23 protein-coding genes are annotated in these 18950 nt (G+C 54.4%); all 23 read left to right on the top strand.

Annotation, left to right across the window (positions count from 1 at the left end; genetic code table 11):
- Positions 1-93 precede the first annotated feature (93 nt).
- The 23 genes from rpoB (at position 94) to rplR (ending at position 18929) form a co-directional block, all read left to right on the top strand.
- A complete protein-coding gene (rpoB, locus tag dmul_RS14725) occupies positions 94-4227 on the top strand; it encodes a DNA-directed RNA polymerase subunit beta (RefSeq protein WP_020878813.1) in 4134 nt (1377 codons plus the stop codon).
- A 51-nt stretch (positions 4228-4278) separates the two neighbouring features.
- On the top strand, positions 4279-8649 hold the full coding sequence (gene rpoC, locus dmul_RS14720; protein WP_020878812.1) for a DNA-directed RNA polymerase subunit beta': 4371 nt from the start codon (positions 4279-4281) through the stop codon (positions 8647-8649).
- Between the two features lie 101 nt (positions 8650-8750).
- Entirely contained in the window at positions 8751-9122 is a 372-nt protein-coding gene (gene rpsL / locus dmul_RS14715; protein WP_020878811.1) for a 30S ribosomal protein S12, read from the top strand.
- 22 nt (positions 9123-9144) lie between these two features.
- Positions 9145-9615 carry a 30S ribosomal protein S7 gene (gene rpsG, locus dmul_RS14710; RefSeq protein WP_020878810.1) on the top strand — a complete coding sequence of 157 codons (471 nt, stop codon included), beginning with the start codon at positions 9145-9147 and terminating at the stop codon, positions 9613-9615.
- Between the two features lie 112 nt (positions 9616-9727).
- Positions 9728-10921, top strand: coding sequence for an elongation factor Tu (tuf, locus tag dmul_RS14705; protein WP_070962341.1), 1194 nt, complete (start codon positions 9728-9730; stop codon positions 10919-10921).
- Positions 10922-10938: 17 nt separating this feature from the next.
- The gene (gene rpsJ / locus dmul_RS14700) at positions 10939-11250 is read left to right on the top strand and encodes a 30S ribosomal protein S10 (RefSeq protein WP_020878746.1); all 312 of its coding nucleotides are present in this window, start codon (positions 10939-10941) and stop codon (positions 11248-11250) included.
- A gap of 24 nt (positions 11251-11274) precedes the next feature.
- A complete protein-coding gene (gene rplC / locus dmul_RS14695) occupies positions 11275-11907 on the top strand; it encodes a 50S ribosomal protein L3 (protein WP_020878745.1) in 633 nt (210 codons plus the stop codon).
- 72 nt (positions 11908-11979) lie between these two features.
- Positions 11980-12603 carry a 50S ribosomal protein L4 gene (gene rplD / locus dmul_RS14690; RefSeq protein WP_020878744.1) on the top strand — a complete coding sequence of 208 codons (624 nt, stop codon included), beginning with the start codon at positions 11980-11982 and terminating at the stop codon, positions 12601-12603.
- The gene (gene rplW / locus dmul_RS14685) at positions 12600-12890 is read left to right on the top strand and encodes a 50S ribosomal protein L23 (RefSeq protein WP_020878743.1); all 291 of its coding nucleotides are present in this window, start codon (positions 12600-12602) and stop codon (positions 12888-12890) included. Before rplD ends, rplW begins: the two co-directional genes overlap by 4 nt.
- 15 nt (positions 12891-12905) lie before the next feature.
- Positions 12906-13733, top strand: coding sequence for a 50S ribosomal protein L2 (gene rplB, locus dmul_RS14680; RefSeq protein ID WP_020878742.1), 828 nt, complete (start codon positions 12906-12908; stop codon positions 13731-13733).
- A gap of 54 nt (positions 13734-13787) precedes the next feature.
- Complete coding sequence (gene rpsS, locus dmul_RS14675) at positions 13788-14069, top strand: 30S ribosomal protein S19 (protein WP_020878741.1); 282 nt, start codon at positions 13788-13790, stop codon at positions 14067-14069.
- 27 nt (positions 14070-14096) lie between these two features.
- Positions 14097-14432 (top strand): 50S ribosomal protein L22, encoded by a 336-nt coding sequence (gene rplV, locus dmul_RS14670; RefSeq protein ID WP_020878740.1) that lies wholly within the window; start codon positions 14097-14099, stop codon positions 14430-14432.
- A gap of 16 nt (positions 14433-14448) precedes the next feature.
- A complete protein-coding gene (gene rpsC / locus dmul_RS14665) occupies positions 14449-15087 on the top strand; it encodes a 30S ribosomal protein S3 (protein WP_020878739.1) in 639 nt (212 codons plus the stop codon).
- A 32-nt stretch (positions 15088-15119) separates the two neighbouring features.
- Complete coding sequence (rplP, locus tag dmul_RS14660) at positions 15120-15533, top strand: 50S ribosomal protein L16 (RefSeq protein WP_020878738.1); 414 nt, start codon at positions 15120-15122, stop codon at positions 15531-15533.
- Entirely contained in the window at positions 15533-15730 is a 198-nt protein-coding gene (rpmC, locus tag dmul_RS14655; protein ID WP_020878737.1) for a 50S ribosomal protein L29, read from the top strand. Before rplP ends, rpmC begins: the two co-directional genes overlap by 1 nt.
- A gap of 13 nt (positions 15731-15743) precedes the next feature.
- Complete coding sequence (rpsQ, locus tag dmul_RS14650) at positions 15744-16001, top strand: 30S ribosomal protein S17 (protein ID WP_020878736.1); 258 nt, start codon at positions 15744-15746, stop codon at positions 15999-16001.
- 19 nt (positions 16002-16020) lie between these two features.
- Positions 16021-16389: a 50S ribosomal protein L14 gene (gene rplN, locus dmul_RS14645; RefSeq protein WP_020878735.1), complete on the top strand. Its 369-nt coding sequence runs from the start codon at positions 16021-16023 to the stop codon at positions 16387-16389.
- A 34-nt stretch (positions 16390-16423) separates the two neighbouring features.
- The gene (rplX, locus tag dmul_RS14640; RefSeq protein ID WP_020878734.1) at positions 16424-16756 is read left to right on the top strand and encodes a 50S ribosomal protein L24; all 333 of its coding nucleotides are present in this window, start codon (positions 16424-16426) and stop codon (positions 16754-16756) included.
- Positions 16757-16777: 21 nt separating this feature from the next.
- Entirely contained in the window at positions 16778-17317 is a 540-nt protein-coding gene (gene rplE / locus dmul_RS14635; protein ID WP_020878733.1) for a 50S ribosomal protein L5, read from the top strand.
- The gene (locus dmul_RS19790; protein WP_428154411.1) at positions 17265-17513 is read left to right on the top strand and encodes a type Z 30S ribosomal protein S14; all 249 of its coding nucleotides are present in this window, start codon (positions 17265-17267) and stop codon (positions 17511-17513) included. The genes rplE and dmul_RS19790 overlap by 53 nt, the downstream gene beginning before the upstream one ends.
- A 30-nt stretch (positions 17514-17543) precedes the next feature.
- Complete coding sequence (gene rpsH, locus dmul_RS14630) at positions 17544-17942, top strand: 30S ribosomal protein S8 (protein WP_020878732.1); 399 nt, start codon at positions 17544-17546, stop codon at positions 17940-17942.
- A gap of 15 nt (positions 17943-17957) precedes the next feature.
- Complete coding sequence (rplF, locus tag dmul_RS14625; protein ID WP_020878731.1) at positions 17958-18497, top strand: 50S ribosomal protein L6; 540 nt, start codon at positions 17958-17960, stop codon at positions 18495-18497.
- 57 nt (positions 18498-18554) lie between these two features.
- Entirely contained in the window at positions 18555-18929 is a 375-nt protein-coding gene (gene rplR / locus dmul_RS14620; RefSeq protein ID WP_020878730.1) for a 50S ribosomal protein L18, read from the top strand.
- The last annotated feature ends 21 nt before the right edge of the window (positions 18930-18950 follow it).

The following is an 18950-nucleotide window of genomic DNA, read 5'->3' as shown; positions in this document are numbered from 1 at the left end:
CCATTATAGTATCAGCGACAATGGGATGGAATGCCGTTACGGCTTTCATCCCATTGTCGCCGTTTCAGAATACCATTATTCATTGGAGACGATATGACGGGAAAGCCTTTAGCGGCAGCTAAACGCATAAGGAAAAACTTCGGGAAAATTAAGAAAATTATCGAGATTCCTGATCTTATCGGAATGCAAAGAGAGTCTTACAGACGTTTTCTGCAAATCGACGTTCCTCCTGAAAAGCGTGAAGATATCGGGCTGCAAACCGTATTCAAGTCGGTGTTTCCCATTAAGGATTTTACGGGGAGCGCGTCCCTTGAATTTGTTTCTTACCGTTTTGCGGAAACCAAGCACAGCGTCGAAGAGTGTATAGACCGCGGCATGACCTATGAGCTTCCTGTTCGTATCACCGTCCGGCTCGTCGTATACGATATCGACAAGGAGACGGGGGTCTCCAATATTCGCGACATCAAGGAACAGGAGATATATTTCGGCACCATCCCCTTAATGACCGACAAGGGAACCTTCATCATCAATGGGACTGAGCGGGTAGTCGTCAGCCAGCTTCATCGTTCTTCCGGCGTGTTTTTCGACCATGACAAGGGAAAGACCCACTCCAGTGGAAAGGTCATCTATTCATCGAGGATCATCCCTGTTCGGGGCTCCTGGATCGACATGGAGATTGACCCGAAAGACATCGTCTACATTCGCATCGATCGACGACGGAAGTTTCCGGTGACGCTGCTGTTCAAGGCGTTCGGATATACCACCGAGGACCTCCTGGCCTATTTTTATGAAACCCAGAAGATCGTCATCGAGGGGGATGAATTCTATAAGATCTTCGAGGAACATGCCTTCAAGGGGCAGCGGGCTTCCCAGGATATCGTTCTTCCCGACACCGGCGAAGTGGTGGTCCGAAAGGGGCGTATATTCACTCAACGGGCCATTCGGCAACTCAAGGCTGCGGATGTCCAGCGAATCCCCATCAGCGTCGACGACATCCTGAACGGCTTCTTCGCCTTCAACGTGATCGCGCCGGAAACCGGTGAGATCATCGCTAAAGCTAACGATCCGGTGGATGAAGAGGTGTTGAAGGAGATCAGCCGCGTGGGAATCGATCAATTCGAACTTCTGCTGATCGACGGCGTCAGCATCAGCGATTCCATACGAAAGACCCTTCTGCTCGACAAGGTCGAAACCAAGGAAGAAGCATTGATCGAGATATATCGGAGGCTTCGGCCGGGCAATCCCGCGACGCCGGAGGTCGCTCAGGATTTTATCGATCATCTGTTCTTCAAGTCCTCCTACTACGACCTGTCGGGTGTCGGGCGAATGAAGATCAATCTCCGGCTGGGCATCGATACCCCCGTCGACGTGCGGACGCTTCGCAAGGAAGACATCCTCCTGACCACCAAGACGCTGGTGGAACTCCGGGATACCCAGGGCGTTGTGGACGATATCGACCATTTGGGCAACCGGCGGGTCCGGGCCGTGGGAGAGCTTCTGGAGAATCAGTATCGCATCGGTTTGGTACGGATGGAGCGCGCCATCAAAGAGCGGATGAGCCTTCAAGAGGTCGATGCCCTCATGCCCCACGATCTGGTGAACCCAAAGCCGGTGTCCGCCGTGGTGAAGGAATTTTTCGGAACGAGTCAGCTATCTCAGTTTATGGACCAGACCAACCCTCTGTCGGAAACGACCCACAAGCGCCGTCTGAGTGCGCTGGGCCCGGGCGGTCTCACCCGGGAGCGAGCCGGCTTCGAAGTGCGGGACGTTCATCCGTCTCACTACGGACGCATATGCCCCATTGAAACCCCGGAAGGGCCCAACATCGGTCTGATCGTTTCCCTCAGTACCTACGGGCGGGTCAATGATTACGGATTTATCGAGACACCCTATCGCGTGGTTCGGAATGCCACGGTGACCGACGAGGTTCGATACCTGAGCGCGTTCGAGGAGAAGAAGCATCCCATCGCCCAGGCCAATGCGCCCATGAACGAGAACAAGCAGTATGTCAATCCGAGGGTGACGTCACGCGTCTCCGGCGAGTTCGAGATGGTCGACCGGGAGAATATCGAACTGATGGACATCTCCCCAAATCAGCTGGTGAGCGTTTCGGCCTCTCTGATTCCGTTTCTGGAAAACGACGACGCCAACCGTGCGCTCATGGGATCCAACATGCAGCGGCAGGCCGTTCCCCTCATGCAGAGCAAGGCGCCCCTGGTGGGCACGGGCATCGAGTCCGTGGTGGCAAAAGACTCGGGCGTGACCATCGTCGCCAAGCGCGATGCGATCGTCCTGGATGTGGAGGCCTCGCGTATCCTTCTGAAATACGACATGTCGGAGGATCCGTCGGAAAAGGTCGTCGAGCCCATCAACCTGTCCAAATTCGTCCGGTCTAACCAGAACACATGTTTCAACCAGCGGCCCATCGTCCACAAGGGGCAGCGAATCAAGGCCGGGGAGATCATCGCGGACGGCCCGGCCACCGAAAACGGCGAGTTGGCCCTCGGCCAGAATGTCACCGTCGCTTTCATGCCGTGGGGCGGCTACAACTTCGAGGACTCCATTCTGGTGAGCGACCGACTGGTCCGAGACGGGGTCTACACTTCGGTGCATATCGAGGAGTTCGAGGTGGTTGCCCGCGACACCAAGCTGGGCAAGGAAGAGATCACCCGTGATATCCCCAACGTGGGGGAGGAGGCCCTTAAGAATCTTGACGACAGCGGGATCGTCCGTCTGGGAGCGGAGGTGAAATCCGGCGACATCCTGGTGGGCAAGGTCACGCCCAAGGGTGAGACCCAACTCTCCCCGGAGGAGAAACTGCTTCGGGCCATCTTTGGTGAAAAGGCGGGCGATGTGAAGGACACCTCGCTTCGGGTGCCGCCCGGCGTCGAGGGGATCGTGATTAACGCGAAGGTCTTTTCCCGCCGGGGCGTCGAGAAAGACGATCGGACCCGGTGGATCGAAGACGAAGAGATCTCCCGGTTCGAGCGGAACAAGGACGATGAAATCGCGATCATGGGGGATGTGGTCTGGGAGCGGATCGCCCGGCTTCTCGTCGGACAGAAATGCTCGGTGCCTCTGAAAAAGGGCAAGACGGTACTGATTCCCAAAAACGTCGAAATTACCCGGGAGATACTGGACAATATCGATCCCCTCTCTCAACTGGAGGGCATCGTCCTGGAAGATGTTGACGTCACCGATCAGGTCCACAACATCCTGGATATCTATACCGAGCAGTGCGAGCGCTGCCGCCTCAATTTTGAACAACGGGTGAGCCGGTTCGAGAAGGGCGACGACCTGCCGCCTGGAGTAATCAAGATGGTGAAGGTCTATGTCGCCATGAAACGGAAGCTCTCCGTGGGCGACAAGATGGCCGGCCGACACGGCAACAAGGGCGTGGTGTCGAGAATACTCCCCCAGGAAGACATGCCCTATTTCGAGGACGGTACGCCGGTCGATATGGTGCTCAACCCGCTGGGCGTGCCGTCGCGGATGAACGTCGGTCAGATCCTCGAGATTCACCTGGGTCGAGCCGCCAAGGTTCTGGGCGAGCAGCTCGAGGCGATGGTTCGAAACAAGGAAACGGTCGCGCTCAGGGAAAAGGTCAAGCGTATCTTTTCGACGGAAAAGATGGATGCCCTGAACGACAACGAGATTCAGGTGATCAACGAGATCGCGGAAATGGACGATGCGACGCTGCTGAGTTTTGCATCCTTCTATAAAGACGGTGTTCATATGGCGACACCGGTCTTCGACGGCGCCAAGGAAGATGAAATCAAGGCGCTCCTGGTGGAAGCGGGGCTTTCCCGGACGGCACAGGCGACCCTCTATGACGGGCGTACCGGTGAGCCCTTCAAAGAGAGAATTACTGTTGGAACGATGTACATGCTTAAATTGCACCACTTGGTGGATGATAAAATACACGCCCGCTCCATCGGCCCCTATTCCCTGGTCACCCAGCAGCCGCTCGGCGGCAAGGCGCAGTTTGGCGGTCAGCGGTTGGGCGAAATGGAGGTCTGGGCCATGGAGGCTTACGGCGCGGCTCATGCGTTGCAGGAATTCCTGACGGTGAAATCCGACGATATGGCCGGCCGGACAAGAATGTATGAGAAGATCGTAAAGGGACAGAACGTCCTGGAACCTGGTATCCCCGAATCTTTCAAAGTTCTGACCAAAGAATTGCAGAGTCTGGGGTTGGACATTACCCTCATGCAGAACGAAAACTGACAGGATCGTTTTCGTTTGGTTTAACGCCTAAAGCTTTAAAGGGGGATCAATTTGGAAACGTTATACGATTTTTTTGCAAAACCCATGGACCCGAAAAACTACAAAGGGGTCAAGATTGCCTTGGCATCCTCGGAACAGATTCGGGAATGGTCTCATGGGGAGATCAAAAAGCCGGAAACTATCAACTACCGGACCTTCAAACCGGAGCGTGATGGGCTTTTCTGTGCAAAAATTTTCGGTCCAACCAAGGATTACGAATGCAACTGCGGCAAATACAAGCGGATGAAGCATCGGGGCGTCATTTGTGAAAAATGCGGCGTCGAGGTCATTCAATCCAAGGTCCGGCGTGAGCGCATGGGCCATATTGACCTGGCGACTTCCGTTGCCCATATCTGGTTTCTGAAGAGCCTGCCCAGCAAAATTGGCAACCTTCTGGATCTGACTCTCAAAAATATGGAGAAGGTGCTCTACTTCGACAGCTACATCGTTGTCGACCCGAAAGAGACTGGTCTTACCAGGGGCCAGTTGCTGACCGAAGAGAAATATCGTGAGGCGCGAGAGCTATACGGATACAAGTTCGATGCGGGCATCGGCGCGGAGGCCGTAAAAATCCTTCTGCAGGGCCTGGAGTTGGAGCAACTGCACCGGGAACTCCGGGAGGAGATCAATTCCACGACCTCTATGGCCAAGCGGCAGAAACTGTCCAAACGGCTCAAGATCGTGGACGCTTTCCGGAAATCCGGTATCAAGCCGGAGCAGATGATCATGGATGTTATCCCGGTGTTGCCGCCGGATCTCCGGCCATTGGTCCCTCTCGAGGGGGGGCGCTTCGCCACGTCGGACCTCAACGACCTCTATCGACGGGTTATCAATCGGAACAATCGACTCAAACGGCTGATGGATCTCAACGCGCCCGACATCATCGTTCGGAACGAAAAACGGATGCTTCAGGAATCCGTGGACGTCCTGTTCGACAACGGGCGACACGGCAGGGTCATTACCGGAACCAACAAGCGCCCGCTCAAATCCCTGAGCGACACCCTGAAGGGCAAACAGGGGCGGTTTCGCCAGAATCTGCTTGGAAAACGAGTCGATTATTCCGGTCGTACCGTCATCACTACCGGGCCCAACCTGCGGCTGCACCAGTGCGGTTTGCCCAAGAAAATGGCTCTCGAGCTGTTCAAGCCCTTTATCTACTACCGGCTTGAACAGAAAGGGCTCGTCTCGACGGTCAAAAGCGCCAAGAAAATGGTCGAGCGTGAAATTCCCGAGGTGTGGGACACCTTGGACGAGGTAGTGCGGGAATACCCCGTGATGCTCAACCGGGCCCCGACATTGCATCGATTGGGGATCCAAGCCTTCGAGCCGACCCTGATCGAGGGGAAGGCGATTCAACTTCATCCCTTGGTCTGTACGGCGTTCAACGCTGACTTCGACGGCGACCAGATGGCCGTTCACGTGCCGTTGTCCGTTGAATCCCAGATCGAGGCCCGGATACTGATGCTCTCCAGCAACAATATCCTCTCTCCGGCCAACGGGAGCCCGATCATCGTCCCCAGTCAGGACATCGTTCTGGGGATTTATTACATGACGCGGGAAATTCCGTTTTCCAGGGGGGCCGGGAAGCGCTTTTCCAACGTGGACGAGGTCCGATCCGCTTTTGATGCCGACGCAGTCGATCTCCATGCCAGGATTTCCGTCAGAATGGACGGAAAGATGGTGGAGACCACTGTCGGGCGGGTTCTGCTCTGGGAGATCATTCCCAAAGACAGTCTGCTCAAAATGCGCCACATCGAGATTTCGGACAAGGAAACCGCGAAAAAAATTCTGGCAGAGATCCGGGGCGGCGCCGACTTCATCGAGATGGTCCGACGACACTCCGTGAGCAGCGATGTCGAGGACGACGGTATGGTGGGGCTTCTGCGGCAGGACGAATTCCGGAGAATCTTCAATGCCAAGCAGGTTGATATCGAGGACGTGTTCGCTCTTTCCGAAGGCGATGTGACGGAGGCCATCTTTGGCGATGGTGCCTACCACATCTTCAAAATTCTGACCAAGCGGCCGGATATTCCCTTCGACACGGTCAACAACGTCATGGACAAGAAGATGCTGCGGGAGTTGGTGGACAAGGTTTATCGAAACCTGGGCGCCAAGGCGACCGTCATCCTGTCAGACCGCCTGAAAGACATCGGATATAAATATTCGACCCTGGGGGGGCTTTCCATCTCCATCGACGCCATGATCATCCCTGAGATGAAATGGGAGATTCTCAAACGGGCGGAAGAGCAGGTGACGGAGATCGGTCGACAGTATACCGAAGGTCTGATCACTCAGGGAGAAAAATACAACAAGGTGGTCGATATCTGGGCCAAGGCTACGGACGACGTCGCCAACGAAATGATGGATGCCATGAAAAAGGCCCCGCTTCTGGACGATGAGGGAAATCCCCGTCTCGACAAGGACGGCCGGCCCATTCTCATGGAAGGCTTCAACCCGGTCTTCATGATGGCCGATTCCGGCGCTCGAGGCAGCAAGGACCAGATGCGGCAGCTGGCGGGCATGCGGGGGTTGATGGCCAAGCCGTCGGGAGAGATCATCGAAACCCCGATCACGGCCAATTTCCGCGAAGGCCTTTCGGTGCTGCAATACTTCATTTCCACCCACGGCGCCCGGAAAGGTCTCGCCGACACTGCCTTGAAAACCGCGAACTCCGGTTATCTCACCCGGAGACTTGCCGATGTAGCCCAGGATTGCGTGGTGATGGAGCCGGATTGCGGCACCATCCGGGGCGTGGAGGTGGAGGCGCTCATGGAAGGCGGCGAGATCATTCAGCGTCTGGGCGAACGGGTTCTGGGACGGACGGTGGCGGAGGAGAATGTGCGGGATCCATACACCGACGAGATCATTGCCAACATCGGCGACGAGATTGACGAAACCGTCGTGGCGAAGATCGAGAGGGCGGGCCTCACCAAACTGAAAATTCGGTCGGTGTTGACCTGCAACAGTGCCCAGGGCGTCTGCGCCGCATGCTACGGCAGGGACCTTGCCCACGGAAGACGGGTCGAGGTCGGTCAGGCGGTCGGCATTCTGGCCGCCCAGTCCATCGGAGAGCCGGGCACCCAGCTGACCATGCGGACTTTCCACATCGGCGGTACTGCCAGTCGGCGTGTCGAGCAGGCGGACATCCGGGCACGGGTGGAAGGCAACATCCAGTTCATCGATGTCAACGTGGTCAGGAACGCCGACGGTGAACTGATCGTCATGGACCGTCAGGGCGGCGAATTCGCCATCGTCGGCAAGACCGGTCGGGAGCTGGAGCGGTTTCCGGTCATCTACGGTGCTCATATTCTCGTCAAGGACGGGCAGGAGGTGAAGGCCGGCGACCTCCTGGTGACATGGGATCCCTTCACGACGCCCATCATCACCGAAGTGGACGGCGTCATCCGATACGGCGACATCTCGCTGGGGAAAACCCTCCAGGAAAAGGTCGACCCCGTCACCGGAAAATCGAGCCGGACGATCATCGAGTCCAAGTTGGCGGAGGTCCGCCCCAGGATCACCATCAAGGGGCCGGACGGAAAAAAAATGCGCTATCCACTCCCTGTGGAGGCCATTCTCCTCGTGGAGGAAGGCGACACGGTAAAGGCGGGCGACGTATTGGCAAAGCTGCCTCGCGCCACCACCAAGACCAAGGATATCACTGGTGGTCTTCCCCGCGTCGCGGAGCTTTTCGAAGTCCGTCGGCCCAAGGAGACGGCGGTGCTGAGCCGGATAGACGGATACGTCTCCATCGCCAAGGGGCCCAAAGGCAAACAGAAGGTGACGGTGACCCCCGTGGACGGCGGGGATGTCGAGGAGTACCTGATTCCTCGAGGCAAGCACATCAATTTCTACGAGGGGGACTACATCCGCGCGGGCGAGCCCCTCATCGCCGGCTCCGCCATCCCCCAGGATATTCTGACCATCAAGGGCGAGGTCGCTCTGGCGCGATACCTGGTCAACGAGGTTCAGGAGGTGTATCGCCTCCAGGGCGTGCGCATCAATGACAAGCATATCGAGGTGATCGTTCGGCAGATGATGCGGCGCGTCAAGATCAAGGAAGTGGGGGACACCGAGTTCATCATAGAGGAACAGATCGATAAAAGCGTGTTCGAAGCGGTGAATAAGGAGGTCAAGGCCAAGGGCGGGAAACCGGCAGTAGCCGAACCCCTGATTCTGGGCATCACCAAGGCCTCCCTCAGTACGGACAGTTTCATTTCCGCGGCTTCTTTCCAGGAAACGACCAAGGTGCTCACCGAGGCGGCCATTGCCGGTGCCGAGGATTATCTCAAGGGACTCAAGGAAAACGTCATCATGGGGCGCATTATTCCAGCGGGAACGGGATTTCCGTCATATTCCGAGCTGGAGATCGATTCCCTCTGAAACGAGAAAATCTCTTGACAGAGAATCCTTACATGTATATAAAAAAGAATTTTGTCATGTATCACAAAAATGGTGATTTAGATTAGGAGATAGGGGTTTTTATGCCGACCATAAACCAATTAGTGCGAAAAGGTAGACAGCGAATTAAGAAAAAGACCGGTACCCCGGCTTTAAAAGGTGCGCCTCAGAAAAGAGGGGTCTGCACCCGCGTGTACACCTCGACGCCCAAGAAGCCGAACTCCGCCTTGCGGAAGGTCGCCAGGGTCCGGCTCACCACGGGGATCGAAGTGAGCGCTTACATTCCGGGTATCGGCCACAATCTTCAGGAACACTCCGTCGTCCTGGTTCGAGGCGGCCGCGTCAAGGACTTACCTGGTGTGCGGTATCATATCGTCCGGGGCACCCTGGATACACTGGGCGTGGAAGATCGGAAGCAGGGGCGGTCCAAATATGGTGCCAAGAAACCCAAATAACACAGTGAGAATGGTGTGACCTATGCCAAGAAGAAGAGAAGTTCCCGAGCGGGTGATTGTTCCGGATCCAAAGTATGACAGCAAGCTTGTCGCAAGGTTTGTCAAATCCATCATGCGCGACGGCAAGAAAAGCGTGGCGGAGAGAATCCTTTACGACGCTTTTGACATTATTGGGGAAAAAACCAACGAGGCGCCGCTGAAGGTGTTCGAAAACGCCATGGAAAACGCCAAGCCGACCATCGAGGTCAAATCACGGCGCGTCGGCGGATCGACCTACCAGGTTCCGACGGAGATCCGGCCGTCTCGCAGAACGGCGTTGGCGATCCGTTGGATTATCGATTTTTCGCGGAAACGCTCGGAAAAGGGAATGTCCAAGAAGTTGGCGGGGGAGTTGCTGGACGCCGCCAATAACCGAGGTGCTACCGTCAAGAAGAGAGAAGATACGCACAAGATGGCCGAAGCCAACAAGGCATTTGCGCATTTCCGCTGGTAGTCGGCAGGTTCGATGCTGGGGGGGATCAGCCGACAGCATTCAGGCCCATCCGCCGTTCGTGGAAAACGCGAGACAAGAATAAAATCCCGGCTTGAAGGGGAGGACGATTAAGATGGCGAAAGAAAAGTTTGAACGAAAAAAGCCGCATGTGAATGTGGGGACGATCGGTCATATCGACCACGGGAAGACGACGTTGACGGCGGCGATCACGAAGATGTGCGGGCTGAAGGGCAAGGCGAATTTTATCCCGTTCGACCAGATCGACAAGGCGCCGGAGGAGAAGGAGCGCGGGATCACGATTGCGACGTCGCACGTGGAGTACGAGACGGATAGCCGCCATTACGCGCATGTGGACTGTCCGGGTCACGCGGACTACATCAAGAATATGATCACGGGCGCGGCTCAGATGGACGGTGCGATTCTGGTGGTTGGTGCCGACGACGGTCCGATGCCGCAGACGCGGGAGCATATTTTGCTGGCGCGCCAGGTTGGGGTGCCGCGGATCGTGGTGTTTTTGAACAAGTGCGACATGGTTGACGACGAGGAATTGATCGAGCTGGTGGAGTTGGAGCTTCGGGAGCTTCTGGACAAGTACGAGTTTCCGGGTGACGACACGCCGATCATTCGGGGTTCGGCATTGAAGGCGCTGGAATCGGATGATGCGGACAGCGCGGAAGCGAAGTGCATTTTTGAGCTTTTGGATGCGATCGACAGCTATATACCGGAACCGGAGCGGGACATCGACAAGCCGTTTTTGATGCCCATCGAGGACGTGTTCAGTATTTCGGGACGCGGGACCGTTGTAACGGGTCGTGTTGAGCGCGGGAAGATTCTGGTGAACGAACCTGTGGAGATCGTGGGGATCCGTCCGACGGCGAAGACGGTTTGCACGGGTGTGGAGATGTTCCGGAAGTTGCTGGACGAGGGTCGCGCGGGCGACAACGTCGGGTTGCTGCTTCGCGGGACGAAGCGGGACGAGGTTGAGCGGGGTCAGGTAGTTGCGAAGCCGGGGAGCATCACGCCGCACACGAAGTTTGAGGCGGAGGTGTACATTCTGAGCAAGGAGGAGGGCGGCCGCCATACGCCGTTTTTCACCGGATATCGCCCCCAGTTTTATTTTCGGACAACGGACGTGACGGGGATTCTGTCGCTTCCCGAGGGCGTCGAGATGGTCATGCCGGGAGACAATGTGAAGATCACCGGCGAGTTGATTACGCCGATCGCCATGGAGAAGGAACTTCGGTTTGCCGTCCGTGAAGGCGGCCGTACCGTCGGTGCCGGTGTCGTGAGCGAAATTATCGAATAATTAGGACGATTGAAGCTATGATAATGAATACGAAGATCAGGATACGGCTGAAAGCCTACGACCACAAGCTGCTGGACCAGTCATCGGCGGATATCGTCGATACCGCCAACAAAACAGGTGCCAAGGTCGTCGGGCCGATTCCGTTGCCGACCACAATCAACAAGTATTGCGTGCTCAGATCCCCTCACATCGATAAAAAATCTCGTGAGCAGTTTGAGATGAGAACCCACAAACGACTGCTGGATATCCTTGATCCTACCCAACAGACGGTCGACGCCCTTATGAAGCTCGATCTTTCTCCGGGAGTGGATGTGGAGATCAAGCTGTAGCAGGACGACAGGAGAGATAGAGCGATGTGTAAAGGATTGATTGGAAAGAAATTGGGCATGAGTACCGTCTATTCGCCGGAAGGCAAGCAGATCCCGGTAACGGTTGTGCAGGTCGGCCCCTGCACGGTTGCCCAAGTGAAAACCAAGTCGACGGACGGCTACGAATCGCTTCAGCTTTCGTTTGGAGAGCGAAAAGAAAAACGCGTTACAAAGCCGGTCAAGGGACATTTGAAAAAAAGCAATCTCACGTCTACGGCAGCCCTGCGTGAGGTGCCGGTAGACAATCCTGAGGAGTTCACCCCCGGTCAGGTTATCACGGCGGATATCTTCCATGTCGGTGAGAAGGTGGACGTCATCGGAAAGACCAAGGGGCGAGGATTTTCCGGCGTTATGCGTCGTCACGGATTTTCCGGGGGCAAAAAAACCCACGGAAGTCATAGTCACCGCATCCCGGGCTCCATCGGATGCAGCGCGTGGCCGGCCCGTGTGACCAAGGGAAAGCGGATGCCCGGGGCCTACGGAAACGAGAAACAGACCGTCAGAAACCTTGAGATTGTCGATATTCGGATGGATGACAATCTGGTACTGCTTAAGGGCGCGGTTCCCGGATCGAAGTCCGGGCTTGTTATGGTGAGAAAAACTAAATTCGCGAAATAATATCGCGTGAGGCCCCGCGAAGGCCGATCCTCAACGAGGGAGCGGTCAAGTAAGGGGTCGGCGAGGTTCGTTATGGCAGTTGTAGATGTTCTGAACAGCAAGGGTGAAAAGGTTTCTCAGGTAGAGCTTTCAGATGAGATATTCAGCGTTCCCGTGAAGCCCGGCGTTCTCCATGAGGTGGTCACCATGCAGTTGGCCTCCCGGCGGTCGGGGAGCGCATCGGTCAAGCGCCGCGGAGATGTCGCCGGAAGCACCAAAAAACTTTTTCGCCAGAAGGGAACCGGTCGGGCGCGACGGGGAAACATCAAATCGCCGTTGTTGAGAGGCGGCGGTGTCGTCTTTGGCCCTTCACCCAAATCTTATGCCTACAAGGTCCCCAAGAAGGTCAGGCGCATGGCGCTGAAGATGGCGCTTTCCAGCAAACTTCAGGAAAATGAACTGACGGTGGTGGATCAACTGGAGCTGGATCGAATCAAGACCAAGGCGTTTGCCGAGGTGATCCGCGCACTGAACAAGAGCAATGTCTTGCTGGTGACCGATGCGGCGGATGAAAAACTCGTTCTTTCCTCCCGGAACCTTCCCAATGTCAAGGTGATCAAGGTCGAAGGGCTCAATGTCTATGATATCTTGAAATACAGGGATATTATCCTGCTTGAGCCCGCCGTAAAAGCGATTGAAGGGAGGCTCTCCGCATGAACAACTATTACAATCAGATTATACGCCCTCTGGTGACGGAAAAGACGACGAATCAAAAAGAACTCAACAATCAATTTTCGTTCGAGGTGAACCCCAGAGCAAACCGTGTGGAGATCAAAAAGGCTATCGAAAAGATTTTCAGCGTCCGCGTCGCCGGTGTTCGGACCATGCACGTCAAAGGCAAGGTCAAGCAGAGAGGCCGGATTGTCGGGAAGCGAAAAGACTGGAAAAAGGCGGTAGTCACACTGATGCCCGGAGAACGGATTGACTTTTTTGAAGGCGTTTAACATTTAGGAGTTGTAATGGCAGTTAAGAGGATAAAACCGACATCTCCCGGTCGTAGGTTCCAGGAATATTCTACCTTCGAGGAGATCACCCGGAAAGAGCCTGAAAAGAGTCTGCTTCGGGTTCTCAAGAAACAGGGTGGTCGAAATACCAACGGCCGGATTACGTGCAGGCATCGCGGCGGTGGGCACAAACGCCACTATCGCGTCATCGATTTCAAACGAGACAAGATCGGCATTCCCGCAAAGGTCGCATCCATCGAATACGATCCCAACCGAAGCGCAAGAATCGCGCTTCTCTATTATGCGGATGGTGAAAAACGATACATTCTTGCGCCGGTGAATCTCGCCGTAGGCGATCAGGTCATGTCCGGGCCCGAAGCCGACATCAAGCCCGGCAACACGCTGCCGATAAAGAACATACCACTGGGTACGTTGATCCATAATATCGAGTTGCGGGTGGGAAAAGGCGGTCAGATCGTCAGAAGCGCCGGAACTTTTGCCCAGCTTATGGCCAAGGAAGATCGTTACGCCCAGATCAAATTGCCCTCGGGCGAAGTTCGGATGGTTTTGTTGACCTGCCAGGCCACCATCGGCCAGGTGGGGAACGTTGTGAGCGAGAACATCGCTTTGGGCAAAGCCGGCCGTAAACGTTGGCTGGGTAGTCGACCCAAGGTCCGGGGCGTGGCCATGAACCCGGTGGACCATCCCATGGGCGGCGGCGAAGGTCGCTCCTCCGGCGGCCGCCATCCGTGCACGCCGTGGGGTATTCCGACGAAGGGTTATCGGACACGTAAAAACAAACGGACCGATCGATATATTGTCAAAAGGCGTACGAAAAAATAAAAGCGTGCAAGCCTGACCTGAATGTCAGGTTGTCTGCAAGTGTAGGAGAGGCTTATGCCACGGTCGTTAAAAAAAGGTCCATACATTGATGCCAAACTCATGAACAAGGTGTTGGTGGCCCAGGAGACCCGCAGTAACAAGGTGATCAAAACGTGGTCCCGGCGTTCGACAATCATCCCTGAGATGGTTGGCACCACGCTGGCGGTTCACAACGGGAAAAAATTTATCCCGGTGTTCGTGACGGAAAACATGGTGGGGCACAAGCTGGGTGAATTTTCGCCTACGCGTACATTCTACGGTCACGCCGGTGATAAGAAATCTAAATTGAAAAAGTAGTCCATTCTGGGAAAAGGGTATGTCGTAATGGAGGTCAAAGCTGTATTAAGATATGTGCGTACTTCGCCGCAGAAAGTACGATCAATCGTTGATGCCGTCAAAGGGCAGCCGGTTGAACGCGGACTGAGTACTCTCAAATTTATGCCGCAAAAGACCGCAGGGATTGTTGCAAAGGTAATCCGTTCAGCGGTGGCGAATGCGGATGAGAATTTGGGGATTGATGTTGACGCGTTGATAATTAAAAACGTAATCGCCGACCAGGGGCCCATGTTGAAGCGCTTTCACGCCAGGGCACGCGGCAGGGGGACGCAAATATTCAAGCGGACCAGTCACATCACTGTAATTTTAGAGGAAATGGCGTAGATAAGGAGGTAAACGCTTGGGCCAGAAAGTAAACCCTGTTGGGTTAAGACTCGGTATCGTAAAGACATGGGACTCCCGCTGGTATGCTGGGAAAAACTATGCGGATTACATTCTAGAGGACTTTAAAATCCGGAAGTTTATAAAGAAGAAGCTTTACCACGCAGGGATTTCTAAAATAGAGATCGAAAGATCCTCCAAGCGTGTTAGACTCCGAATTTATACAGCACGGCCGGGGATTGTCATCGGCAAAAAGGGCTCCGAGATCGAACAACTCAAAAATGAACTGGAGAAGATGATCACCCAGGAGGTCCTGATTGACATCCAGGAGGTCAGAAAACCTGAAATCGATGCACAGCTGGTTGCCGAAAATGTCGCCGCCCAGATCGAGAGACGCGTGGCCTTCCGGCGGGCGATGAAGCGGGGGGTCTCCTCGGCGATGCGTTTTGGAGCCAAAGGCGTCAAGATCATCTGCGCAGGCCGCTTGGGCGGTGCGGAAATGGCAAGGACCGAATGGTACCGTGAAGGTCGCGTTCCGTTGCATACCTTGAGGGCTGATATCGATTACGGATTTACGGAAGCCAACACGACATACGGCATCATCGGTATTAAGGTATTTGTTTTCAATGGCGAAATCTTGAAGAAGGATGTGATATAGCCAAGCGGTGAGCATGCTAAGGAGATACGGACATGTTGAGTCCTAAGAAGGTAAAATTTCGAAAACAACAAAAAGGGAAAATGCGCGGGATCGCCTGGCGCGGCAGCGACTTGGCTTTTGGCGAGTTCGGTCTGCAGGCGATGGAGTGCGGCACCATCAGCTCCAAGCAGATCGAGGCCGCGCGTATCGCCATGACCCGCCATGTCAAGAGGGGCGGAAAGATGTGGATTCGGATTTTTCCCGACAAACCTTTCACCAAAAAGCCCGCCGAAGTACGAATGGGAAAGGGTAAAGGCGCACCTGAAGGTTGGGTGGCCGTCATTCGTCCCGGCAGAATCCTTTACGAAATGGAGGGCGTCCCGGTGGAACTGGCCAAAGAGGCCCTTCGGCTGGCCGCCCACAAGCTTCCCATCAAGACCAAATTTGTTGAAAGAGGGGATGTGTGATGAAGGCAAGTGAGATTAGAGAGCTGAGCCCCGAGGAAATGCGCCAGAAGGCGAACGACCTCTACGAAGAGCTCTTCAACCTGCGCTTTCAGCATGGTGTGGGTCAGCTTGAAAACACGCAGAAGATCAAATCCACCAAGCGTGGTCTGGCTAGAGTCATGACGATTATCAAAGAGACTGAACGCAAAAACATATAGATAAAGAATAGCTATGAAAAAGCGAGGAATGAAACGACAGTTGACCGGGACGATCGTCAGCAACAAGATGGATAAAACCGTCGTCGTCCAGGTCGAACGGTTGGTGAAGCATCGACTTTACCAAAAATACATTCGTAGGCGGGCCAAGTTTGCAGCCCACGACGAGGCTAACGTCTGCCAGGTGGGGGATAAGGTGATGATCACCGAGTCCAGGCCGCTCAGCAAAACCAAGCGATGGCGAGTAAGCCAAATACTCGAAAAAGCTGTTTGATACATAAAGGAAAATTAGAATGATTCAGGCAGAATCTAGACTGACGGTAGCGGATAACTCCGGAGCCAAAGTTCTATACTGTATCAAAGTCCTCGGTGGTTCCAGAAGACGGTATGCCAGCATCGGCGATATCATCGTGGTGACCGTCAAGGAGGCCATACCCAATGCAAAGGTCAAAAAAGGGGAAGTCCTGAAAGCGGTGGTGGTTCGGACCAAGAAGGAAATCAAGCGTCCGGACGGATCCTACATCCGATTCGACGACAATTCCGCCGTGCTGATCAATGCGGCCAAGGAGCCCGTTGGAACACGTATCTTCGGACCTGTGGCAAGAGAACTCCGAGCGAAACGGTTTATGAAAATTATTTCACTGGCTCCAGAGGTATTATAGTTTCATCTCGGTTTGCCCTGTGGAGAAATGAAGAATGAAAAACACGAATAAATGCCACGTCAAGAAGGACGATAAAGTTAAAATCATCACCGGCAAGGACAAGGGGAAGATCGGCAAAGTGCTGAAGGTGATCAACAAGAAGAATCGGGTTCTTGTCGAAAACATCAATATCGTAAAGCGCCACACAAGACCCAGCGCACAGAACAGACAGGGCGGCATCATCGAGACCGAGGCGCCGATTCACTGGACGAACGTCATGTTGATGTGCAACAAGTGCATGTCGCCTTCCCGTATCAGGATGCGGCAGCTCGAGGACGGCAAAAAGGTGCGCGTTTGTGCAAAATGCGATGAGGTGTTGGACGCATAGGGCTTGTGTTGGAGGGTAGTGATGGATAGTTTAAAAAAAACTTATGAGGAAAAGATCGTTCCCGAGTTGATCGAGACCTTCGAGTACAAAAACATCATGCAGGTGCCGAAGCTGACCAAGATTGTGCTCAACATGGGGTTGGGAGAAGCGATCCACAATATCAAATTGATCGACTCCGCCGTCGAGGAACTCAGGATGATCGCCGGACAGCAACCGGTCGTTACGCGCGCCAAGAAGTCCATCGCCGCTTTCAAGCTGCGGGAAGGCATGCCCATCGGCTGCCGGGTGACCCTTCGCCGTGATCGGATGTATGATTTTTTCAGCAAATTGGTGAATATCGCCTTGCCGCGTGTTCGGGACTTCAGGGGTATCTCCGGGAAGGCTTTCGACGGAAAGGGGAATTACTCCCTGGGCATCCGGGAGCACATCATTTTTCCGGAAATAGACTATGACAAGATCGACAAGATCAAGGGCCTGAACATTTCGGTCGTTACGACAGCCGAGACCGATGAAGAAGGAAAGGCACTGCTTAAGCTCTTGGGGATGCCGTTCAGGAATTAAGGAGGAAAATTTGGCAAGGAAAGCACTGAGAACGAAGGCAACGAGAACGCCGAAATTCAAGGTACGGGCGTACAACAGGTGTCCGATGTGCGGTCGGCCGAGAGCGTTCATCAGAAAGTTTGGGATCTGTCGTATCTGTTTTCGGAATCTCGCTTCGCAAGGTAAACTCCCCGGCGTTATAAAGTCGAGTTGGTAGACGGATACATCAGGGCAAGGAGCAACGATAATGACGATTAGCGATCCAATAGCGGACATGCTGACCCGAATCCGGAATGCCGGGAGGGCGAAGCTGAAGAGTGTCGACATCCCCGGCTCGAACATGAAGGTCGAACTGGCCAAGGTGATGCGAAACGAAGGCTATATCAAGAACTACAAGTTCATAAAAGACAACAAACAGGGTGTCCTTCGGGTTTATCTGAAATATGGTTCGGATTCCGAAAATGCCATCTACCAGATAGAGCGCGTCAGCAAGCCGAGCAGGCGGGTTTACGTGAAGGGTAAGGATATCAAGCCCTTTTTTAACGGCACAGGTATTGCCATTTTGTCCACATCCAAGGGGATCATGACCGACCAGCAGGCCCGTAAGGAAAACGTAGGGGGCGAGATCCTCTGCAGGGTCTGGTAGGAAGAGGAGTGACAGATGTCTCGAGTAGGTAAAAAACCGATTCCGATACCAAGCAAAACGAAGGTATCCTATAAAGACGGAATGATCAGCGTTGAAGGTGAAAAGGGCAAGCTGACTCGGACGATTCACGATGCGGTGAACCTGGATGTTCAAGACAACGAGATCCATGTGACCATGGAGAAGGATACGCGTGAAATTCGGGCGATCCAGGGGTTGACCCGAAGCCTCGTTTCCAACATGGTGACCGGGGTGAGCGCCGGATTCGAGAGAATCCTCGAGATCAACGGCATCGGATATCGCGCGGAGGTGAGCGGAAATCAGATCGTGCTGAACCTTGGCTATTCCCACCCCATCAACTTCGAGATACCCAAGGGGATCTCCGCCGAAGTCGACCGGAACAACACGATCAAACTTTCAGGCATCGATAAGGAAGCGCTTGGACAAATGGCTGCATCCATTCGACGCCTGAGACCCCCGGAGCCCTACAAGGGCAAGGGCATCAAATACGCTCAGGAAAAGATTCAGCGCAAGGCCGGGAAGACCGGCGCAAAATAACCCATAGCCATAGAAGATCCTTTCTGATGGTTCAAGTGTGCAAGGAAATAGATTAAGATGGGCTCTTTCAATAAAAAACAAGCGCGTCTGAAGCGCAAAAAAAGAATTCGAAAACATGTGGCCGGAACCAGCGAGAGGCCTCGGTTGAGTGTTTTTCGAAGCGCGAAGCACATCTATGCGCAGGTGATTGACGACATCCAAGGCATCACCCTGGTCGCCGCTTCCAGCACGGAACCGGCCGTTAAGGAAAATGGAGAGCTTGCCGCTGCCAAAGGCAAAAAGGATACCGCGGAATTTGTAGGGAAACTGGTTGGCGAGCGGTTGATTGAAAAAGGTGTGAAACAGGTCGTCTTCGACAGAAACGGCTTTTTGTACCACGGACGGGTCAAGGCCGTCTCCGAGGGTGCGCGTAAGGCCGGATTGGATTTTTAAAAGGAATAAGGAGGCATTCCC

The sequence above is a fragment of the Desulfococcus multivorans genome (assembly GCF_001854245.1).
GTDB lineage: Bacteria > Desulfobacterota > Desulfobacteria > Desulfobacterales > Desulfococcaceae > Desulfococcus > Desulfococcus multivorans.
Note: the sequence above shows the minus strand (reverse complement) of the source record. Positions and strands in the feature narration are given on the sequence as shown.

Coding starts and splice junctions, on each gene's coding strand:
- rplP (WP_020878738.1), top strand. CDS start 15,120: ATGTTGAGTCCTAAGAAGGTAAAATTTCGAAAACAACAAAAAGGGAAA.
- rpsH (WP_020878732.1), top strand. CDS start 17,544: ATGACGATTAGCGATCCAATAGCGGACATGCTGACCCGAATCCGGAAT.
- rplX (WP_020878734.1), top strand. CDS start 16,424: ATGAAAAACACGAATAAATGCCACGTCAAGAAGGACGATAAAGTTAAA.
- rpsL (WP_020878811.1), top strand. CDS start 8,751: ATGCCGACCATAAACCAATTAGTGCGAAAAGGTAGACAGCGAATTAAG.
- rpsJ (WP_020878746.1), top strand. CDS start 10,939: ATGATAATGAATACGAAGATCAGGATACGGCTGAAAGCCTACGACCAC.
- rplV (WP_020878740.1), top strand. CDS start 14,097: ATGGAGGTCAAAGCTGTATTAAGATATGTGCGTACTTCGCCGCAGAAA.
- tuf (WP_070962341.1), top strand. CDS start 9,728: ATGGCGAAAGAAAAGTTTGAACGAAAAAAGCCGCATGTGAATGTGGGG.
- rpmC (WP_020878737.1), top strand. CDS start 15,533: ATGAAGGCAAGTGAGATTAGAGAGCTGAGCCCCGAGGAAATGCGCCAG.
- rplR (WP_020878730.1), top strand. CDS start 18,555: ATGGGCTCTTTCAATAAAAAACAAGCGCGTCTGAAGCGCAAAAAAAGA.
- rpsQ (WP_020878736.1), top strand. CDS start 15,744: ATGAAAAAGCGAGGAATGAAACGACAGTTGACCGGGACGATCGTCAGC.
- rplC (WP_020878745.1), top strand. CDS start 11,275: ATGTGTAAAGGATTGATTGGAAAGAAATTGGGCATGAGTACCGTCTAT.
- rplB (WP_020878742.1), top strand. CDS start 12,906: ATGGCAGTTAAGAGGATAAAACCGACATCTCCCGGTCGTAGGTTCCAG.
- rpoB (WP_020878813.1), top strand. CDS start 94: ATGACGGGAAAGCCTTTAGCGGCAGCTAAACGCATAAGGAAAAACTTC.
- rplD (WP_020878744.1), top strand. CDS start 11,980: ATGGCAGTTGTAGATGTTCTGAACAGCAAGGGTGAAAAGGTTTCTCAG.
- dmul_RS19790 (WP_428154411.1), top strand. CDS start 17,265: ATGAAGAAGGAAAGGCACTGCTTAAGCTCTTGGGGATGCCGTTCAGGA.
- rplF (WP_020878731.1), top strand. CDS start 17,958: ATGTCTCGAGTAGGTAAAAAACCGATTCCGATACCAAGCAAAACGAAG.
- rpsG (WP_020878810.1), top strand. CDS start 9,145: ATGCCAAGAAGAAGAGAAGTTCCCGAGCGGGTGATTGTTCCGGATCCA.
- rpsS (WP_020878741.1), top strand. CDS start 13,788: ATGCCACGGTCGTTAAAAAAAGGTCCATACATTGATGCCAAACTCATG.
- rplW (WP_020878743.1), top strand. CDS start 12,600: ATGAACAACTATTACAATCAGATTATACGCCCTCTGGTGACGGAAAAG.
- rplE (WP_020878733.1), top strand. CDS start 16,778: ATGGATAGTTTAAAAAAAACTTATGAGGAAAAGATCGTTCCCGAGTTG.
- rplN (WP_020878735.1), top strand. CDS start 16,021: ATGATTCAGGCAGAATCTAGACTGACGGTAGCGGATAACTCCGGAGCC.